At 71.7% G+C, this 18,590-nt stretch carries 17 protein-coding genes; 11 read left to right on the top strand and 6 right to left on the bottom strand.

Translation table 11 applies throughout. The annotated features are described in order from the left end of the window. Window positions 1–252: 252 nt before the first annotated feature. The 6 genes from ABZ098_RS21590 to mscL all read left to right on the top strand — a co-directional run bounded on the left by ABZ098_RS21590 (window position 253) and on the right by mscL (window position 5,867). Window positions 253–1,788: a potassium/proton antiporter gene (locus ABZ098_RS21590; protein WP_356593439.1), complete on the top strand. Its 1,536-nt coding sequence runs from the start codon at window positions 253–255 to the stop codon at window positions 1,786–1,788. 207 nt (window positions 1,789–1,995) lie between these two features. Further along, window positions 1,996–3,264, top strand: a complete 1,269-nt coding sequence (locus ABZ098_RS21585) for an MFS transporter (RefSeq protein WP_356593437.1) — start codon at window positions 1,996–1,998, stop codon at window positions 3,262–3,264. Between the two features lie 67 nt (window positions 3,265–3,331). Further along, window positions 3,332–3,652 carry an FmdB family zinc ribbon protein gene (locus tag ABZ098_RS21580; protein WP_356593435.1) on the top strand — a complete coding sequence of 107 codons (321 nt, stop codon included), beginning with the start codon at window positions 3,332–3,334 and terminating at the stop codon, window positions 3,650–3,652. A 99-nt stretch (window positions 3,653–3,751) separates the two neighbouring features. Then, complete coding sequence (locus tag ABZ098_RS21575; protein WP_356593433.1) at window positions 3,752–4,585, top strand: S-methyl-5'-thioadenosine phosphorylase; 834 nt, start codon at window positions 3,752–3,754, stop codon at window positions 4,583–4,585. Between the two features lie 133 nt (window positions 4,586–4,718). After that, window positions 4,719–5,273, top strand: a complete 555-nt coding sequence (locus ABZ098_RS21570; RefSeq protein ID WP_356593431.1) for a hypothetical protein — start codon at window positions 4,719–4,721, stop codon at window positions 5,271–5,273. Window positions 5,274–5,411: 138 nt separating this feature from the next. After that, window positions 5,412–5,867, top strand: coding sequence for a large conductance mechanosensitive channel protein MscL (mscL, locus tag ABZ098_RS21565; RefSeq protein WP_356593429.1), 456 nt, complete (start codon window positions 5,412–5,414; stop codon window positions 5,865–5,867). Between the two features lie 22 nt (window positions 5,868–5,889). On the opposite strand, the gene ABZ098_RS21560 is transcribed toward mscL, so the two are convergent. Then, entirely contained in the window at window positions 5,890–6,072 is a 183-nt protein-coding gene (locus ABZ098_RS21560) for a hypothetical protein (RefSeq protein ID WP_280850976.1), read from the bottom strand. 137 nt (window positions 6,073–6,209) lie between these two features. Between ABZ098_RS21560 and ABZ098_RS21555 the strand changes: the two genes are divergently transcribed. From ABZ098_RS21555 to ABZ098_RS21540, 4 genes are all read left to right on the top strand, one after another. Further along, window positions 6,210–7,409 (top strand): low temperature requirement protein A, encoded by a 1,200-nt coding sequence (locus ABZ098_RS21555; RefSeq protein WP_356593427.1) that lies wholly within the window; start codon window positions 6,210–6,212, stop codon window positions 7,407–7,409. A gap of 130 nt (window positions 7,410–7,539) precedes the next feature. Further along, window positions 7,540–8,565 carry a P1 family peptidase gene (locus tag ABZ098_RS21550; protein WP_356593425.1) on the top strand — a complete coding sequence of 342 codons (1,026 nt, stop codon included), beginning with the start codon at window positions 7,540–7,542 and terminating at the stop codon, window positions 8,563–8,565. A 578-nt stretch (window positions 8,566–9,143) separates the two neighbouring features. Next, complete coding sequence (locus ABZ098_RS21545; RefSeq protein WP_356593423.1) at window positions 9,144–10,370, top strand: Ig-like domain-containing protein; 1,227 nt, start codon at window positions 9,144–9,146, stop codon at window positions 10,368–10,370. 177 nt (window positions 10,371–10,547) lie between these two features. Further along, window positions 10,548–11,294 carry a DUF6227 family protein gene (locus ABZ098_RS21540; RefSeq protein WP_356593421.1) on the top strand — a complete coding sequence of 249 codons (747 nt, stop codon included), beginning with the start codon at window positions 10,548–10,550 and terminating at the stop codon, window positions 11,292–11,294. 57 nt (window positions 11,295–11,351) lie between these two features. Here the strand turns inward: ABZ098_RS21540 and ABZ098_RS21535 are convergent, their stop codons facing one another. From ABZ098_RS21535 to ABZ098_RS21515, 5 genes are all read right to left on the bottom strand, one after another. Continuing rightward, the gene (locus tag ABZ098_RS21535; protein ID WP_356593419.1) at window positions 11,352–11,606 is read right to left on the bottom strand and encodes a hypothetical protein; all 255 of its coding nucleotides are present in this window, start codon (window positions 11,604–11,606) and stop codon (window positions 11,352–11,354) included. A 99-nt stretch (window positions 11,607–11,705) separates the two neighbouring features. Then, window positions 11,706–13,748, bottom strand: coding sequence for a fructose-specific PTS transporter subunit EIIC (locus ABZ098_RS21530; RefSeq protein ID WP_356593417.1), 2,043 nt, complete (start codon window positions 13,746–13,748; stop codon window positions 11,706–11,708). Between the two features lie 178 nt (window positions 13,749–13,926). Further along, a complete protein-coding gene (gene pfkB / locus ABZ098_RS21525) occupies window positions 13,927–14,874 on the bottom strand; it encodes a 1-phosphofructokinase (RefSeq protein ID WP_356593415.1) in 948 nt (315 codons plus the stop codon). Further along, the gene (locus ABZ098_RS21520; RefSeq protein WP_356593413.1) at window positions 14,871–15,632 is read right to left on the bottom strand and encodes a DeoR/GlpR family DNA-binding transcription regulator; all 762 of its coding nucleotides are present in this window, start codon (window positions 15,630–15,632) and stop codon (window positions 14,871–14,873) included. The genes pfkB and ABZ098_RS21520 overlap by 4 nt, the downstream gene beginning before the upstream one ends. Window positions 15,633–15,808: 176 nt before the next feature. Continuing rightward, window positions 15,809–17,335, bottom strand: a complete 1,527-nt coding sequence (locus ABZ098_RS21515; protein ID WP_356593411.1) for an MFS transporter — start codon at window positions 17,333–17,335, stop codon at window positions 15,809–15,811. A gap of 62 nt (window positions 17,336–17,397) precedes the next feature. Here ABZ098_RS21515 and ABZ098_RS21510 point away from each other — a divergent pair, with 62 nt between their 5' ends. Then, a complete protein-coding gene (locus ABZ098_RS21510; protein WP_356593409.1) occupies window positions 17,398–18,369 on the top strand; it encodes a YafY family protein in 972 nt (323 codons plus the stop codon). The last annotated feature ends 221 nt before the right edge of the window (window positions 18,370–18,590 follow it).

Raw genomic sequence — 18,590 nt, 5'->3', positions numbered from 1 at the left:
ACGGGGAGCCTGCGCCACATCCCCGGCCGGGCGTCGCGCGCCCGGGGATGTGCGCAGGCTCCGCGCGCTGGAGCAACCATAGGCGCAGGGCCCAGGCGGACTTGACGCGGAGTCGGGATCGAACGCGGACGAGCGTTCGATCTTGCCTCGCGAAGCGTCAAGAAATCGTCAAGAGTTAGGTAAGGTAACGAAGTACTTGGATGCGAAGCTCCCCCGCTTCGTGTCCTATGTACGTGAGCTCACGCGCGCGTGATGCGGGTGAGCCAGGGAAGGGAACGGCCGCTGACTGTCCACCACCTCAACCAGCTCCTGCTCGTCTGCTCGCTCGTCCTGCTCGTCGCCGTGGCCGCGGTCCGGATCTCCTCGCGCAGCGGGCTCCCCAGCCTGCTCGTGTACCTGGGGATCGGCATCGCCATGGGCCAGGACGGCATCGGCGACATCCACTTCGACAACGCCGAACTGACCCAGGTCATCGGATACGCGGCCCTGGTCGTGATCCTGGCCGAGGGCGGTCTCGGCACGAAGTGGAAGGAGATCAAGCCGGCCCTGCCGGCCGCCACCGCGCTGGCGCTGGGCGGGGTCGCGGTGAGCGTCGGGGTCACGGCGACGGCCGCGCACTACCTGATCGGCCTCGAGTGGCGCCAGGCGCTCATCATCGGCGCGGTGGTCTCCTCGACGGACGCGGCGGCGGTCTTCTCGGTGCTGCGCAAGATCCCCCTGCCCGCGCGCGTGACGGGCACGCTGGAGGCCGAGTCGGGCTTCAACGACGCCCCGGTGGTCATCCTGGTGGTCGCCTTCTCGCAGACCGGCCCGGTCGAGCACTGGTACACGCTGCTCGCCGAGATAACCCTGGAACTGGCCATCGGCGCCGCCCTCGGCATCGCGGTGGGCTGGCTGGGCTCCTGGGGCCTCAGGCACGTCGCCCTGCCCGCCTCCGGCCTCTACCCGATCGCGGTCATGGCGATCGCCGTCACCGCGTACGCGGCGGGCGCACTGGCGCACGGCAGCGGGTTCCTCGCCGTCTACCTCGCCTCCATGGCGATGGGCAACGCCAAGCTGCCGCACTGGCCCGCCACCCGCGGATTCGCCGACGGGCTCGGCTGGATCGCCCAGATCGGCATGTTCGTGCTGCTCGGCCTGCTGGTCACCCCGCACGAGCTGGGCGACGACGTCCTGCCCGGACTCGTCATAGGGCTGGTGCTGACCATGGTGGCGCGACCGCTGAGCGTCTTCCTGTGCCTGACGCCGTTCCGGGTGCCGTGGCAGGAGCAGACGCTCATGTCCTGGGCGGGCCTGCGCGGCGCCGTCCCCATCATCCTGGCGACGATTCCCATGGTGAGCGGTATCGAGGGCAGTCGTCGCGTCTTCAACATCGTCTTCGTTCTTGTCGTCGTGTACACCCTCGTGCAGGGTCCGACGCTGCCCTGGCTGGCGCGCAAGCTGCGCCTGGGCGGCGACCCCGAGGCCGCCGACCTCGGCATCGAGTCGGCGCCCCTGGAGCGGCTGCGCGGGCACCTGCTGTCCGTCGCGATCCCCGAGGGGTCCCGGATGCACGGCGTCGAGGTCAACGAGCTGCGGCTGCCGGCCGGGGCGGCGGTCACCCTGGTCGTCCGCGATGAAAAATCGTTCGTTCCGCTGCCCACCACCGTGCTGCGGCGCGGGGACGAACTGCTCGTCGTCGCCACCGACCCGGTCCGCGACGCCGCCGAACGGCGCCTGCGCGCCGTGGGCCACGGCGGCAAGCTGGCCGACTGGCTGGGCACCGGCGACCCCGACAGCGCACGTTAACGACGTGTTTCGCGCCCCCTGTACGATGGGGGCGCACTCCTGATCGAACCAACTCTGCCTGACGCAGAGCTGGCGCGACCGTATGGCGGCCGGGACGTCCCTCGTGACGTGGTCTTCGGCATCTACCGCAGTCCGCGCAAGAGGACAGCTCTCGGCGCCCCCTTCTGCCAAGGGGCCGCGCTACCAGGCGGCAGAAAGGCACGGGCCGTGGCATCCACGGTCACCTCCTCCCGCCCGGGATACGGGCAGCTGCTGCGTACCCGCGGCGCCTGGACGTTCCTGCTCCCCGGCTTCGCGGCACGCCAGCCGTTCGCGATGCTCACCCTCTCCCTCGTGCTGCTCGTGCAGCACACCACCGGCTCCTACGGCGCGGCGGGCGCCGTCGCGGCCGTCACCGGCGTCTCCATGGCGCTGTTCGCGCCCTACAGCGGCCGTCTCGCGGACCGGCACGGACAGCGCGCCGTACTGATCCCCGGCGTCCTGGTGCACACCCTGGCGGGCCTGTCGCTGACGGCCCTCGCCCTCGCACACGCGCCCCTGTGGGCGTTGTTCGCCGCGGCCGTGCCCACCGGCGCCTCGGTGCCGCAGATCGGGCCCATGGTGCGCGCCCGCTGGGGCGTCAAGCTCCAGGACTCCCCCCTGATGACCACGGCGGCCGCCTTCGAGTCCGTCACGGACGAGCTGACCTTCGTCTTCGGCCCGCTGCTGGCCACCGCGCTGTGCACCGCCGTCCACCCCGCCGCGGGCCTGCTGACGGAGGCGTCGCTGACGCTCCTCGGCGGCCTGCTGTTCGCCGCGCAGAAGAGCACCCAGCCGACCGTCACCTCGGCCGCCGGGCACGCACGCGTGGAGCACGCCTCGGCGCTGCGCGTCCCCGGGGTGCGGGTCCTGATCGTGACCTTCCTGGGCATCGGTTCCGTCTTCGGCGGCATGCAGGTCTCGCTGGCCGCCTTCAGCGAGTCGATCGGCGAGCCCGGCCTGAACGGTGTCCTGTACGGCGTCTTCGCCGCGGGCAACATGCTCTCCGGCCTGGTCTGCGGAGCCATCGCCTGGAAGGTGGCCCCCCAGCGGCGCCTGCTCGTCGGCTACGGCGCTCTCGCCCTGACGGCCTCCGGCCTGTGGGCCGCGCACTCGGTGCTCGTCCTGGCCGGCCTCGGCCTCCTGGTCGGCGTGTGCATCGCGCCCACCCTGATCACCGGCTACACCCTGGTCGAGAACCTGGTCCCGGCCGGCGCCCGCACCGAGGCCTTCACCTGGCTGACCGGAGCGGTGGCGCTCGGCCAGGCGGCCGCCGTCACGATCGCCGGACAACTCGAGGACCGCTTCTGGGGCGGCGCCGGGTTCCTGGTACCGATGGGCGGCACCCTGCTCGCCCTGGCGACCCTGGTGGCGCTGCGTTCACGGCTCGCGACACCGCCCCGCGGACGGACCGTCGCACGTGGCATGGGTCACCGAGTGCCGGTGGCAGTGGACTGATCCTCGGGAATACGTCACTATGGACCCTCGTTAGCACTCATTGAGTGAGAGTGCCAGGAGGAAGACAGTGCCCACCTACCAGTACCAGTGCACCGAGTGCGGCGAGGGCCTCGAGGCGGTGCAGAAGTTCACCGACGACGCTCTGACCGAGTGCCCCAATTGCCAGGGCCGCCTCAAGAAGGTGTTCTCCGCGGTCGGCATCGTCTTCAAGGGCTCCGGTTTCTACCGCAACGACAGCCGCGGCTCCTCGTCGAGCAGCTCGCCGGCGTCGTCGTCCTCGAAGCCGTCGACGTCCACCTCGTCGTCCTCTTCGTCGGCTTCCTCGTCCTCGTCGGACGCGAAGTCGTCGAGCTCGGGCACCTCGTCCAGCAGCAGCTCCGCCGCGTAGGTCTCGCGTCCGGGACCCTGTCGTCGTACGACGGCAGGGTCTTCGGTGTTTCCCGAGCCCGACGGTCCCGGGTTCTCGGGGCCGGATACTGTGCTGGTCATGGCGAACGCACAGATCGGCGTAATCGGCGGCTCGGGCTTCTACTCGTTCCTCGAGGACGTGACCGAGGTCCAGGTGGACACCCCCTACGGTCCGCCCAGTGACTCCCTCTTCCTCGGCGAGGTCGCCGGCCGGCGGGTCGCCTTCCTGCCCCGGCACGGACGCGGCCACCATCTGCCGCCCCACCGGATCAACTACCGGGCCAATCTGTGGGCGCTCAGGTCGGTGGGGGCACGGCAGGTCCTCGGTCCGTGCGCGGTGGGCGGGCTGCGGCCCGAGTACGGCCCGGGCACGCTGCTCGTGCCGGACCAGTTGGTCGACCGTACGAAGTCCCGGGCGGCGACGTACTTCGACGGGCTGCCGCTGCCGGACGGCGGCATGCCGAATGTGGTGCACGTGTCCCTGGCCGACCCCTACTGCCCCGTCGGGCGGGCGGCCGCGCTGAAGGCGGCCCGCGGGCGGGACTGGGAGGCCGTGGACGGCGGCACGCTGGTCGTGGTCGAGGGGCCGCGGTTCTCGACCCGCGCCGAGTCGTTGTGGCATCAGGCGCAGGGCTGGTCGGTGGTGGGCATGACCGGCCACCCCGAGGCGTCCCTCGCCCGTGAACTGGAGCTCTGCTACACGTCGTTGACCCTGGTCACCGACCTCGACGCGGGCGCCGAGACCGGTGAGGGCGTCTCGCACGACGAGGTGCTGCGGGTGTTCGCGGCGAACGTGGACCGGCTGCGGGGCGTGCTGTTCGACGCGGTCGCGGCGCTGCCCGCGAACGGGGAGCGGGACTGCCTGTGCGCGAACGCGCTGGGCGGGATGGATCCGGGGTTCGAACTGCCCTAGCGAGGCCGGAAGTTCTCGTTCGGGTGAGGGAGTTGTCCACAACCGGGCGGTGGTCCACCGGCCTCGGCGGGATTCGGCGCGAAGCCTCATCGTGGCAGCGCAAGCCGTTCTCTCGTCGCTGGTGGTGGTCCTCATGTCCTTCGCTCCCTCCCCCGCTCCCCTCGCTCCGTGCCCGCCCGGCACCGACGCTCCCCCCACCTGCGAGGTCCCGCACTTCGCACCGGTGCGGGTGCGCGGCGGACAGCATCGGCTGCGGCGGTTCGTACGGCACCGCAGGCGTGCCGTGGCTCTCGGCCTGGCCGTCACCGCGGCCGCGCTGGTGGCGGCGGGCGGCCCGCGGGGCGACGGGGCTCAGGGCGCCGACGGGGCGCGAGGGCATCCTGGAGCCGGGTCGGTACACGGGCACCGTGCCGTCGAGACGGTGTCGGCACCGGTGCGGATCGCCGACGGAGCGACGGTCCGGCTGCTGCGGCCCGGCGACCGGGTCGACGTCATCGCCGCCGAGGAGTCGGCGCTGGGCGGGCACAGCCGGGTGGTCGCGCGCGGGGCGCGGGTGACGAAGGTGCCGGAACCGCCGACCGGTGCGACCGAGGGCGGGGCTCTGGTCGTGCTCTCGGTGCCGCGGGCGACGGCGGCTCGCCTCGCGGGGGCGAGCGCGACGGCACGGCTGGCGGTGACGCTGTGTTGAGGCGTCTGATCCGTCTGTTGCGGGGATTTGTGTCAAGTACCCCCTTCGAGCTACCCCATTGGCCAGGGTCGCCTCGCGTTGACGTAGGTTGCGGAGCTGTTTGTTCCACACCCTGTGCGTGCGAGAAGAGGCCTCTAGGTGAGCGAGAAGAAGCCGAGCGTCTGGGAGGGCTTCAAGGCCTTTCTGATGCGCGGGAACGTCGTCGATCTGGCAGTCGCGGTGGTCATCGGCGCGGCCTTCACCAACATCGTCAACTCGGTGGTGAAGGGGATCATCAACCCGCTGGTCGGAGCCATCGGTACCAAGAACCTCGACCACTACAGCTCTTGTCTGAGCTCCAGCTGCGAGGGCGAGCAGGGCATCACGATCCTGTGGGGCTCGGTGCTCGGCGCCACTCTCAGCTTCGTGATCACCGCGGCCGTCGTCTACTTCCTGATGGTCCTGCCGATGGCGAAGTACCTGGCCCGCATGGAGGCCCGCCGGAAGGCGAAGGAGGGCACGCACGAGGTCATCGAGGTGACCGAGCTGGAGGTCCTCAAGGAGATCCGCGACGCCCTGGTCGCCCAGCGGGGCTCGGGCCACGACGGGCGCTGACGAGCTGGGCCCCGCCGCCGGCTCAGAGGTGGTGGGGCGGCTTCTCGTCGAGGAAGCGCTTCAGGTCGGCCGCGCTGTCGCCGTCGGTGCGCGGCCGGTCGCCCCAGCCCCGGTCGGTGTCGTCCGAGGACTGCTGGTCCAGCGGATCGTCGAAGACCAGCGCGGGCTTCGGCTCGCGGGGTTCGGGGCGGGGGGCGCTACTCATGGCTCCAGGGTACGGCCCCGCCGGGCACACACCGTGGGAGCGGCCGCCCGCCCCGGTGCCGGTCCGGCCTCCTAGCCCCCCGACGCCTGTGAACGGCCCTCAAGCGTTTCCGGACCGTATCTGGTGTGCTTGGCTCCATGACGTCCAGTACGACACGCAGTCCGCTGCGCAGACTCACCGCCCGCGGCCGGGACGAGGCCCATCGGGTCGCCTCGCCGCTGGAGCTCTTCTTCGACCTGTGCTTCGTCGTGGCCATCGCCCAGGCGGGCGTGGCCCTGGTGCACGCCGTCGCCGAGGCGCACTCCGGCGAGGGGATCCGCAACTACGCGATGGTCTTCTTCGCCATCTGGTGGGCGTGGATGAACTTCACGTGGTTCGCCTCGGCGTACGACAACGACGACGTGCTCTACCGGGTCGTCACCCTGGTCCAGATCGCCGGCGTCCTGGTGCTGGCGGCCGGGGTGTCCAGGGCGTTCGAGGAGCACGAGTTCCTGGCCGTGTGGCTGGGCTATGTGATCATGCGGCTGGCGCTGATCGCGCAGTGGCTGCGGGTGGCGCGTTCGACCGGGGGCGCGGAGCGGACGACTGCCCTGCGGTACGCGTTCGGCGTGCTGCTGTGCCAGGTCGGCTGGCTGGGGCTGCTGGTGCTGCCCGAGGGCGGACGGCCCTGGGTGTTCCTGGTGATGGCGGTGCTGGAGATGTGCGTGCCGCCCTTCGCCGAGAGGGACCGTCCGACGTCATGGCATCCGCACCACATCGCGGAACGGTACGGGCTGTTCACGATCATCGTGCTCGGCGAGACGATCGCCGCGGCCACGGTCGCCGTGAAGTCCGGCATCGACGAGAACGACGCGCTGGGCGAGCTGGTGCCGATCGCCGCGGGCGGGCTGCTGATCATCTTCGCCGCCTGGTGGATCTACTTCGTGGTGCCCATCCACGGCCATCTGCGCTCCAACAGACAGGCGTTCCTGTGGGGTTACGGCCACTACCTGGTGTTCGCCTCGGCGGCCGCGATCGGGGCGGGTCTGGAGGTGGCCGTGGAGCAGGCCGTCGGCAAGGCGCACATCTCGACTCTCGCCGCGTCGGCCGCGGTGACCCTGCCGACCTCGCTCTACCTGCTCACCGTCTGGCTCCTGCACTCGCGGTACTTCAAGGTGGGCATCGCGCAGCAACTGGTGCTGCCGGTCACGGCGTTGCTGGTGATCTGCTGCACCTTCCTGGGCGACTGGGCGGTGCTCGCGGCGGGCATCGCGGCGGCGCTGGCGGTGGTGACCGGGACGACGCTGACCGCGCGGATGGCGGCTCGGGAGGGCGAGGAGCCGGTTCGGGTGGCGTGACCTCGTCAGGCCGGGACCTCAAGGAGTCGGGACCGTCAGAACCGTCCGGACCGTCAGAACCGTCTGGACCGTCAGAACCGTCCGGACCGCCGGTCCTGAGGAGTGCGGCGAGGCTGGAGAGACTGGTCCCATGACAGTTGACGCTCTGACGGATGTCACCGGGGTACGCGTGGGGCACGCGACCCGCACCGGCGGCGGTTGGCTCACCGGCACCACCGTCGTGCTCGCCCCGGAGGGCGGGGCCGTCGCCGCGGTGGACGTGCGCGGTGGAGGACCCGGCACCAAGGAGACCGACGCGCTCGACCCGCGCAACCTGGTGCAGAAGGTCGAGGCGATCGTGCTGACCGGGGGCAGCGCGTACGGGTTGGACGCGGCCTCCGGGGTGATGGCCTGGCTGGAGGAGCGGGGGCGGGGGGTGCGGGTCGGACCGGATCCCTCGCACGTGGTGCCGGTCGTGCCTGCCGCCTGTGTCTTCGATCTCGGGCGGGGCGGCGACTTCCGGGCCCGTCCGGACGCGGCGACCGGGCGGGCCGCCGTCGAGGCCGCCGCGGCGAGTGCCTTCGGCGCGGAGGTGGCGGAGGGGTGTGTGGGGGCGGGGACGGGGGCCGCGGTCGGGGCGATGAAGGGCGGGGTGGGGACGGCGAGTGTCGTACTCCCCTCGGGGATCACCGTGGGGGCGCTGGTGGTGGCCAACGCGGTGGGGGCGGTGTCGGATCCGGAGACGGGGGTTCTGTACGGGGAGTTGTTCGGGGGGCGGGTGCGGTATCCGGACGAGCGGGTGCATGACGCCGCGCGGCGGCGGCTCGCCGAGACCGCGGCGAGGAACGCGGCGCCCCCTCTCAACACCACGCTCGCGGTGGTGGCCACCGACGCTCAACTGTCGAAGGCCCAGGCCCAGAAGGTGGCGGGCACCGCGCACGACGGCATCGCGCGTGCCGTGCGGCCGGTGCACCTGCTGCACGACGGGGACACGGTGTTCGCCCTGTCCACGGGGGCGCGGCCGCTCGACGCGGGGGACCCCCTCGCGCTCAACGCCGTGCTCGCCGCGGGCGCGGATGTGGTGACCCGCGCGATCGTCCGGGCGGTGCGGGCGGCGGAGTCGGTGGAGGGGGCGGGCGGGACGTGGCCGGCGTACCGGGAGCTGTACGGGACGTGATGCCTGCGGCGGCGGGGCGGCGAGGGCGGGGGGTGTTGGTCTGACCGCGGGTCGGTGGGGGCGGGCGTTTTGCGCAGTTCCCCGCGCCCCTGAGTGCCTGCGGCGGCCTGTGCGGGTTCGGTGGGGGCGGGCGCAGCGCGTGCCTGGGGCGCGGGGAACCGCGCAGCCAGGTGGCGAACGGTTCATCCCAGTGCGGCTGACCGCACCCCCAGGGGCGCGGGGAACTGCGCGACCAGCCACGACGAACCCGCACCCGCCCCACGACCCCACCCGGCACGTCCTGAGGCGCCCCGCGCCAGGCGGCGAACGGTTCGCCCCAGTGCGGCTGACCGCAACCCCTCAGGGGCGCGGGGAACTGCGCGAAACGCCCGCCCCCACGGACCCGCACCCGCCCCACAACCCCACACCGCACCCACCGTAGGCACCCGGCTCCACCCCAAGCGCATCCCAGCATTTCGTCCCGGTTCTGTCACGTGATGGCATTCGTCGCGCTCGTAGGGAACCCGGCCGGGGACCGGGTCCCTCTTTCTTCACGGAGTGGAGCGGACAACGCACATCACACGAATCTGGAGCAGCCCGTGACAACGCCGGACATAGCAGCGCGGCGCGCACTGGGGGCCTGTGCCGTCCTGATGGTCGGCGCCCTCACCCTCACCGCGTGCGGAGGCGGTTCCGACGCCAAGAGCGAGGGCAAGGGCGGCAAGGACCCCGCGAAGACCTCCGAGGCGCAGATCGCCATCTCCGCCAAGAACGGTTCGACGGGCGCGTCGATCAACAGGACCGGCGTGAAGGTCAGCGACGGCAAGCTGACCGGCGTGAAGATGACGGTGGCGGGCACGGGGCAGGAGGTGCCGGGCTCGCTGGCCGCGGGCGGGGCGAGCTGGAAGCCCGCGGAGCAGTTGGAGCGCGGGACGAAGTACGAGATAGCGGCGACGGCGAAGGACTCCGACGGCAAGGCCGTGACCGCGAAGTCCGTCTTCACGACCGTCTCCAAGGCGAACAGCTTCATAGGGACGTACACGCCGGACAACGGGACGACGGTCGGTGTGGGGATGCCGGTGTCGTTCAACTTCGACAAGGCGATCAGCGACAAGAAGGCCGTGCAGTCGCACATCACCGTCAGCTCCAGCAGCGGGCAGCAGGTGGTCGGGCACTGGTTCGGGGCACAGCGGCTCGACTTCCGCCCGGAGGAGTACTGGAAGGCCGGCTCCAAGGTCACGATGAAGATCGACCTGGACGGGGTCGAGGGGGCCAACGGCGTCACCGGTGTGCAGGAGAGGACCGTCAGCTTCACGATCGGGCGCTCTCAGGTGTCCACCGTGGACGCCGACACCCAGACCATGAAGGTCGTGCGGGACGGGACGACCGTCAAGACGGTGCCGATCTCCACGGGGAGCCCGGAGTTCACCACCTACAACGGGCAGATGGTGATCTCCGAGAAGTACAAGAAGATCCGCATGGACAGCCGGACGGTCGCGCTGGCCAACGCGTACGACATCCCCGACGTGCCGGACGCGATGCGGCTGACGCAGTCGGGGACCTTCATCCACGGCAACTACTGGTACAACCAAGGGAATCCGCCCTTCGGGCGCACCGGCACCAGCCACGGCTGTGTCGGACTGCGGGACGTCAAGGGCGGGCAGGCGGACACCCCGGCGAAGTGGTTCTACGACAACTCGCTGATCGGGGACGTGGTGGTCGTGAAGAACTCCCCAGACAAGACCGTGGCACCCGACAACGGGCTGAACGGCTGGAACATGTCGTGGAACGAGTGGGTCGCGGGCAGCGCCACGGGCACGTCATGATCGCCGCAATCCCCTTCTGATCAGGGGATTTTGACGGATCGTCGGGCCGCGCGGGAACATCTTGCGCGGCCCGGGCGTTTTCCGAGCGTACGTTTTCTCGGTTCCCGGACATGATGTCCGACCGAGGGGCTACGGTATGCACCCACAAGGTGACATGCAGCAACGCCGGGAGAAACCTTGAGCGTTCCGTACGAGACGGCAGCGTACGAACCACCCGAGTCGCCCGAGTCTCCGGAGGAGCACCTCGCGCGGCTCCTCGGTCGTGCCCTGAACTCCTTCGAGCTGCCCGACGAGGCCATCAGGCGACTGGACTGCGCGCTGGCGTACGACAGTTCGCTGCACTCCGCGCACCACAGCGCGGGGCTGCACCGGGAGACGTACCGGCACACCTGGCTGCTCGCCGACGGCTCGGCGCTCACTCTGTGGGAGCTCGTCCACAACACCGCGCGGGACAGCGTCCCGCAGCACGAGGTGTACGTCGACGAGGAGGAGCTGCGGGCGGCGACCATGCGGCTGCCGTTGCCGCCGGACACCCCTGACTTCGAGCTGCCGGTGACGGTGCAGCTCTCGCCCGTGCACCCGCCGCGGCACGCCTACGTCCCGGACGACTCGGCGGACCACGCGCGTCGGCTGCTGCGCCGCGCGGAGAACGCGGACCGGCCGGGCCCGGAGACGGCCGCGCTGCTGGCCGAGGCGTTCGCCCACCAGATCACGCAGGCGTTCGGGCGCCCGTGCCGGGCGGGGCGTGCCGGGTTGGGCTTCTCGTTGTACGAGCACGCGTTCCTGCTGCGGGACGGCGCGGAGATCTCCCTGTGGGAGGTCGAGCACACGGCGACGCCCGACGGGCGGCACATGTGCGAGGTGTACGTCTCCGAGGACGCGGCCCGCGACGCCATGGAGCGGCGGGCGGCTCAGGTCTCCTGAGCGGCGGCACACCCTCGCCCGCCAGGGGCCCCGTGCGTCCCGGCTCCGGCGTCCGTGTCAGCGGCCGCCGCCGAGTTGTCGTACGAGGCCCGCGAAGGCGTCCTCCTCCGCCGGGGTCAGCTCGACGTGCTCGTGCCCGGGGCCGGTCCGGCGCTGGTGGGGCAGGGCGGGCAGACCGTGGCCGGAGCGCCACGGCGCGGCCTGGTGGCGGCCGCGGCGCAGCATGAGGGCCAGCCCGATCGCCCAGGCGACGGCCACCAGGACAAGCAGGGTCATACCAAGCAACTGGTAGACGGAGACGTGCTCAGGCATGCGTTCCAGTAGACACCACGGTCCGGGACTTTGGTCCCGGACCGTGACGTATCTCGCAGGTGCCGTGAACAACTCACAGCCGCCCCAAAGGGGCAGGGATCAGGCCGCGACCGGCTGCTTCCGGTCGGCCGCCGGAGCGGTGGCATCGGTCGTCGCGGTGGCCGTAGTCGCCGGCGTCGGCTTGCGCATGCTCTTCAGGACGACCACCAGCGCGGTCGTGACGCACACGCCCGCCGCGATGGCGATCAGGTAGAGGAACGGGCTGCCGATCAGCGGGACCACGAAGATGCCGCCGTGCGGGGCGCGCAGGGTGGCGCCGAAGGCCATCGACAGGGCGCCGGTGACCGCGCCTCCCGCCATGGAGGCCGGGATGACCCGCAGCGGGTCGGCCGCGGCGAACGGGATGGCGCCCTCGGAGATGAAGGAGGCGCCGAGGACCCAGGCGGCCTTGCCGTTCTCGCGCTCGGTCTCGGTGAAGAGCTTCTTGCGGACGGTGGTCGCGAGGGCCATGGCCAGCGGCGGGACCATGCCGGCGGCCATCACGGCGGCCATGACCTTCATCGCGGAGTCGCTGGGGTCCTGGACGGCGATCCCGGCGGTGGCGAAGGCGTACGCGACCTTGTTGACGGGGCCGCCGAGGTCGAAGCACATCATCAGGCCGAGGAGGACGCCGAGCAGGATGGCGTTGCTGCCGGAGAGGCCGTTGAGCCAGTCCGTCATGCCCTTCTGGGCCTCGGCGATGGGCTTGCCGATCACGACGAACATCAGGAATCCGACGACCAGCGAGGAGATCAGCGGGATCACCACCACCGGCATGATGCCGCGCAGCACCGGCGGGATCTTGATCCGCTGGATGGCGAGGACCACCGCGCCGGCCAGCAGACCGGCGACCAGGCCGCCGAGGAAGCCGGCGTTGATGTTGAAGGCGATCATGCCGCCGACGAAGCCGGGGACGAGGCCGGGCCGGTCCGCCATGCCGTACGCGATGTATCCGGCGAGGACCGGGACCAGGAAGCCGAAGGCGACCTGGCCGATCTGGAACAGCAGGGCGCCCCAGCTGTCGATCTCGGTCCAGGAGAAGTGCTTCATGACCGAGGGCGCGTTCGCGATCTGCCAGCCGCCGATCGCGAACCCGAGGGCCAGCAGCAGACCGCCCGCGGCGACGAACGGGACCATGTAACTCACGCCGGTCATCAGCCACTTGCGGAGCTTGGTGCCGTAGCTGTCGCCGGACTCGCCGGCCCGCTCGACCGGCGTTCCGGTGCCTCCGGCGGCTCCCGCGGTCACCTCGCCGCGTGCCGCTTTCCCGCGCACCTCGGTGATGAGTTCCGCGGGCCGGTTGATGCCCGCCTTCACCCCCACGTCGACGGTGGGCTTGCCGGCGAAGCGGTCCTTGTCGCGCACGGGGACGTCGTGCGCGAAGATCACGCCGTCCGCCGCCGCGATGACGGCCGGGTCGAGCCGGTCGAAGCCCGCCGAGCCCTGTGTCTCGACGACGAGTTCGACGCCCGCCTCGCGGCCGGCGTTCTCCAGCGACTCGGCAGCCATGTAGGTGTGGGCGATACCGGTCGGGCAGGAGGTGACGGCGACGATCCGGAAGGGGGTCTCGGGAACGTCGGGAGCGGTACTGGCCGTTGCGGCATCGGCGGAGGCCGCCGCCGATGCCGCAACGGAGTCTTCGGTGGTGCCCTCGGCCGGTGCCTCGTCCCCGCGGATCAGCGCGGCCGCGCTCCCCGCGTCCCCGACCGACCGCAGCGCGTCGGTGAACTCGGCGTTCATGAGCTGCCGCGCGAGGGAGGACAGGATCGTCAGGTGGGCGTCGTCCGCGCCGGCCGGTGCGGCGATCAGGAAGATCAGGTCGGCGGGTCCGTCCGCCGCGCCGAAGTCGATCCCGGCGGAGCTGCGCCCGAAGGCGAGCGTCGGCTCGGTGACGTGCTCGCTGCGGCAGTGCGGGATGCCGATGCCCCCGTCGAGGCCGGTCGGCATCTGTGCCTCGCGGGCGGCCACGTCGGCGAGGAAGCCCTCCAGGTCGGTCACCCGGCCCAGGGCGACCATGCGCTCGGCGAGGGCACGGGCCGCCGCTTCCTTGGTGTCGGCGGACAGGTCGAGATCGACCAGGTCCGCGGTGATCATGTCGCTCATCGCGGGCTCCTTCGCACGCGTATCGCCCGGGGGGTGGGGTGGGCGGGAGGGGTGGGGACGGGGGTGGGGCGGTGGGGGTTCTCGGGGAGGGGGCCGGCGGCGCGCGGTAACAGCGCCGGCGCGGCCGTACCGGCGTCGCGAGGGACCGCCGTACCGGGAGCCGCCGTGGCCGGGCCGGTCATGACACCGGCTCCGTCAGCACCCGGTCCACGGGCACCTCGGCCGTGACCGTCACCGCGGCCGGGTCCAGGTCGTCCGGGGTCGGCATGACGCTGCCGGGGAGCTGGACGGCCGCCGCGCCGTGCGCGACCGCGGAGGCGAGGGCGCCGGGGCCGCTGCCGCCGGCGATCAGGAAGCCGGCCAGCGACGAATCGCCGGCGCCGACGTTGCTGCGTACGGCGTCCACGCGCGCGCTGCCGAACCAGGCGCCCGAGCCGTCCACGAGCAACTGCCCGTCGGCACCCAGGCTGGCGAGCACCGCCCGCGCGCCCATCTCCCGCAGTTCCTCGGCCGCCTTGACCGCGTCGCCGACCGTGGACAGGGGGCGTCCGACGGCCTCCGCGAGTTCCTCGGCGTTGGGCTTGACCACGTCGGGCCGTTCGCGCAGCGCCTCCAGGAGGGCGCGCCCGGAGGTGTCCAGCGCGATCCGGGCGCCGCCGGCGTGCGCCCGCGCGACCACCTCGGCGTACCAGGAAGGCGCGAGCCCCCGGGGCAGGCTCCCGCAGCACGCGATCCAGGAGGCGTCACGCGACTGCTCGCGCACGGTCTCCAGCAGGAGCTCCTGTTCGGTCGCGGACAGCTCCGGACCCGGCGCGTTGATCTTCGTGAGCACTCCGTCCGACTCGGCGAGCGCGATGTTCGACCGGGTCGCACCCGCGACCGGCACCGGCGCGACCTCGATGCCCTGCGCGTCGAGCAGGTCGGCGACGAGCGCTCCGGGCGCCCCGCCCAGGGGCAGCACCGCGACCGTGCGCTGTCCTGCGGCCGCCACCGCACGCGAGACGTTGACGCCCTTGCCGCCGGGATCCATGCGTTCCCCGGTGGCGCGGATGACCTCGCCGCGCTCCAGGGACGGAACCTCGTACGTGCGGTCCAGGGACGGGTTCGGGGTGACGGTGAGGATCATGCGCGCACTACTTCCGTGCCGCCACGCTCGATGGCGACGGCGTCTTCGGGACTCAGCCCGCTGTCGGTGATCAGCAGGTCCACATCGCTCAGGTCACCGAAACGGGCGAAGTGCTCCTGGCCGTGCTTGGCGGAGTCGGCGAGCAGCACCACCCGGCGGGCGGCGGCGATCGCCGCGCGCTTGACGGCGGCCTCGGCGAGGTCGGGGGTGGTGAGGCCGTGCTCGGCGGAGAAGCCGTTGGCCGCCACGAAGAGCACGTCGGCCCGGATCTCGCCGTACGCCCGCAGCGCCCAGGCGTCCACGGCGGCGCGCGTACGGTGCCGGACGCGCCCCCCGACCAGATGGAGCTGGATGCCGGGGTGGTCCGCGAGGCGGGCCGCGATCGGCAGGCTGTGGGTGACGACGGTGAGCGAGGCCTCCAGCGGGACGGCGGCGGCCAGGCGGGCCACGGTCGTGCCGGCGTCGAGGATCAGGGTGCCCTCGGTCGGCAGTTCGGCGAGGGCCGCCTTGGCGATGTGGTCCTTCTCGTCGGCCGCGGTCGTCTCGCGCTCGGCGAGGTCAGGCTCGAAGTCGAGGCGCCCGGCCGGGATGGCCCCGCCGTGCACCCGGCGCAGCAGCCCGGCGCGGTCGAGGGCCTTCAGGTCGCGCCGGATGGTCTCGGCGGTGACCTGGAACTCCTCGGCCAGGGAGACGACGTCCACCCGCCCACCGTCACGGGCGAGCCGGAGGATCTCCTGCTGCCGCTCCGGTGCGTACATGTCCGCTCGCCTCCGACTGATGCCCGAACGTGTGGTTTCAGTCGGGAGGCTACGCCCGGATTTCCGAGAAGTAAACAGGTTCGGACGTCATTCGGGCATGAACGGACGTCTGGTGGTGTCCGAGTACAGCAAGGGGCCCGGTACCTCAGCAGGTACCGGGCCCCTTGCTCGGTTTTTCAGGAGACCAGCTCGGGCTCCTTCTCCTCCACCGCGGGAAGCTCCGCGGCCCCCTCCACGTGCTGCGCGGGCCGCTTCGGCAGCGCGAACATGAGCAGGAAGATCACGCCCATCACCGCCGCGACCCACCCGAGCGCGTGCTGGAAGGCGTCCACGAAGGCCGGGCCCAGCTGTTCCGGCCGCAGGTCGTCGCCGATGACCCCGAAGAAGACCACCGACACCAGCCCGAGCCCGAGCGCGTTGCCCATCTGCTGCACGGTGTTGATCAGCCCCGACGCCGAACCCGCGTGCTCGCGCGGCACCTCCGACAGGACCGCGTCGGTGAGCGGCGCGACGATCAGGCCCATGCCGACGCCCATCACGACCAGCGGCAACGCCATCTGCCACGAGCTGATCGACATGCCGTACCGCTCGGCCTCCCAGAGGTAGAGCAGCACGCCCACCGCCATCAGCAGCGCGCCGGCCTGGAGCACCTTGCGCCCGAAGCGCGGGACGAGCTGCTGCACCGAGAGCCCGGCGGCCACGGAGACGGCGATCGAGAACGGCACCCCGGTCAGTCCCGCCCGCAGCGGGCTCCAGCCCAGCCCGGTCTGCATGTACAGGGTCCACACCAGGAAGAAGATGCCGAGCCCGATCCCGAACACGGTCTGTACGGCGATCCCGGCCGCGAAGCTCTTCACCTTGAACAGCGACAGCTCGACCAGCGGCGACCCGTCCCGCTCGCCCTTGCGCTTCTCGTACGCCACCAGCGCCGCGAACACGAGGGGCGCGCCGGCCATCGACACGTAGCCCCACAGCGGCCAGTCCAGCTCCTCGCCGCGCGTCAGCGGGTAGAGCAGCATCAGCAGCCCGAGCACGACCAGGGCCACGCCCGGCAGGTCCAGCTTCAGCGCCCGCGGGGCCTTGGACTCGGTGATGAAGCGGCTTCCGAGCACCAGCCCCATGATCCCGACCGGCAGGTTGATGAGGAAGATCGGCCGCCACTCGAGGCCGAAGAGGTTCCATTCGGTCAGCAGCGCCCCGAGCAGCGGACCGGAGACGGCCCCGAGCCCGACGACCGCGCCGAACAGTCCGAACACCTTGCCCCGCTCGTGCGCCGGGAAGGTCGCGTGGACGATCGACAGCACCTGCGGAACCATCATCGCCGCCATGCCGCCCTGGAGGATCCGGGCCGCGACCAGCATCTCGGGGTTCGCGGCGAAGCCGCACAGCGCCGACGCGAGCGTGAACCCGCCGATGCCGACGAGGAACAGCCGCTTGCGCCCGTGGATGTCACCGAGCCGCCCTCCGGTGATCAGCCCCGCGGCGAAGGCCAGGGCGTATCCGGCGGTGATCCACTGGATCTGGCTGACGGAGGCGCCGGCGTCCTGCCGGATGGACGGGATGGCGATGTTGACGATCGTGACGTCGACGAGGTCCATGAAGGCCGCGGTCATCACGATGGCGAGAGCGAACCAGCGACGCCGGTCGCCCGTGGCGGGCTGTGCGTCGAGGGTGCCCGAAAGGGTGGTCTCGGTGGAGGTCATGTCGTCAAGCTATGACCCTATTAGGTCAGATCGTGTCCTAGTAGTACGGCATCCTCGAACTCATGACGACGGACACCCCGGCACGGCTCCTGACGCTCCTCTCCCTCCTCCAGACGCCCCGCGAATGGCCCGGCGGCGAGCTCGCCGACCGCCTCGGGGTCTCCCGCCGCACGGTCCGGCGGGACATCGACCGCCTGCGCGAACTGGGCTACCCCGTCGAGGCCTCCAAGGGCTCCGACGGCGGCTACCGGCTCGTCGCGGGCAAGGCCATGCCCCCGCTGGTCCTCGACGACGAGGAGGCGGTGGCCATCGCCGTCGGACTGCGGGCGGGCGCGGGGCACGCGGTCGAGGGCGTGGACGAGGCGTCCGTACGGGCGCTGGCGAAACTGGAGCAGGTCCTGCCGTCCCGACTGCGGCACCGCGTCTCCACCCTCCAGTCCGCGACGACTCCGCTGACCAGCGGGGACGGGGCGAGCATCCCGACCGAGACCCTGACCGTGATGGCGTCGACGGTCGCCGGACACGAACGGCTGCGCTTCGCCTACCGCGCGAAGGACGGCGCCGAGTCCCGCCGGGTCGTGGAGCCCTACCGCCTGGTCTCCACCGGGCGCCGCTGGTACCTCGTCGCCTACGACCTCGACCGCGGCGACTGGCGGACCTTCCGGGTCGACCGGGTGAACGACCCCTTCGCCACGGGAGCGCGGTTCGCCCCGCGGGAGTTGCCGACGGGGAGTGCGGCGGAGTACCTGCGGCAGTCGATGTACCGCCGTCAGGAGACGTACGAACTGGTCGTGACCTTCGAGGGCGAGGCGTCCGTGGTGGGGGCCCGGGTGCCGGCGTGGATGGGGGTGCCGGAGCCGCTGGGCGAGGGGCGGTGCCGCTTGCGGGCGTCGGTGGGGGACTCGGTGGAGTGGATGGCGGTGCGGCTGGCGATGACGGGGGTGGAGTTCCGGGTGGAGCAGCCGCAGGAACTCGTGGAGGCGGTGCGGGAGTTGGGCACCCGGCTGGTTCGGGCGTCGGGGGAAGTCGCCTGAGGGGGCGGGGGGTTCGGAGGTCGGACGCCCGCGGGCGGGTGGGGACCGGTCGCGCACCCGCCGCCCAGGAACCCCCGTTCGACCGCCGGAGGCACCCCGTCGATGTGACAGAATCTGCCCTTCGGTGGGTCACCCCGTGGTTCAGGTACGGGGTGACCCACCGTTCCGTTCTCCGGAGGCGTGAAAAAAGAGCCGGACCCCGGCGCCCGGGGGGAGGGGCG

It is taken from the genome of Streptomyces sp. NPDC006335 (assembly GCF_040612795.1).
Classification (GTDB): domain Bacteria; phylum Actinomycetota; class Actinomycetes; order Streptomycetales; family Streptomycetaceae; genus Streptomyces.
The sequence above is the reverse complement of the archived record's forward strand: the minus strand, read 5'-3'. Positions and strand labels throughout refer to the sequence as shown.

Coding starts and splice junctions, on each gene's coding strand:
- ABZ098_RS21590 (WP_356593439.1), top strand. CDS start 253: ATGCGGGTGAGCCAGGGAAGGGAACGGCCGCTGACTGTCCACCACCTC.
- ABZ098_RS21575 (WP_356593433.1), top strand. CDS start 3,752: ATGGCGAACGCACAGATCGGCGTAATCGGCGGCTCGGGCTTCTACTCG.
- ABZ098_RS21570 (WP_356593431.1), top strand. CDS start 4,719: ATGTCCTTCGCTCCCTCCCCCGCTCCCCTCGCTCCGTGCCCGCCCGGC.
- ABZ098_RS21560 (WP_280850976.1), bottom strand. CDS start 6,072: ATGAGTAGCGCCCCCCGCCCCGAACCCCGCGAGCCGAAGCCCGCGCTG.
- ABZ098_RS21555 (WP_356593427.1), top strand. CDS start 6,210: ATGACGTCCAGTACGACACGCAGTCCGCTGCGCAGACTCACCGCCCGC.
- ABZ098_RS21550 (WP_356593425.1), top strand. CDS start 7,540: ATGACAGTTGACGCTCTGACGGATGTCACCGGGGTACGCGTGGGGCAC.
- ABZ098_RS21535 (WP_356593419.1), bottom strand. CDS start 11,606: ATGCCTGAGCACGTCTCCGTCTACCAGTTGCTTGGTATGACCCTGCTT.
- ABZ098_RS21530 (WP_356593417.1), bottom strand. CDS start 13,748: ATGAGCGACATGATCACCGCGGACCTGGTCGATCTCGACCTGTCCGCC.
- pfkB (WP_356593415.1), bottom strand. CDS start 14,874: ATGATCCTCACCGTCACCCCGAACCCGTCCCTGGACCGCACGTACGAG.
- ABZ098_RS21520 (WP_356593413.1), bottom strand. CDS start 15,632: ATGTACGCACCGGAGCGGCAGCAGGAGATCCTCCGGCTCGCCCGTGAC.
- ABZ098_RS21515 (WP_356593411.1), bottom strand. CDS start 17,335: ATGACCTCCACCGAGACCACCCTTTCGGGCACCCTCGACGCACAGCCC.
- ABZ098_RS21510 (WP_356593409.1), top strand. CDS start 17,398: ATGACGACGGACACCCCGGCACGGCTCCTGACGCTCCTCTCCCTCCTC.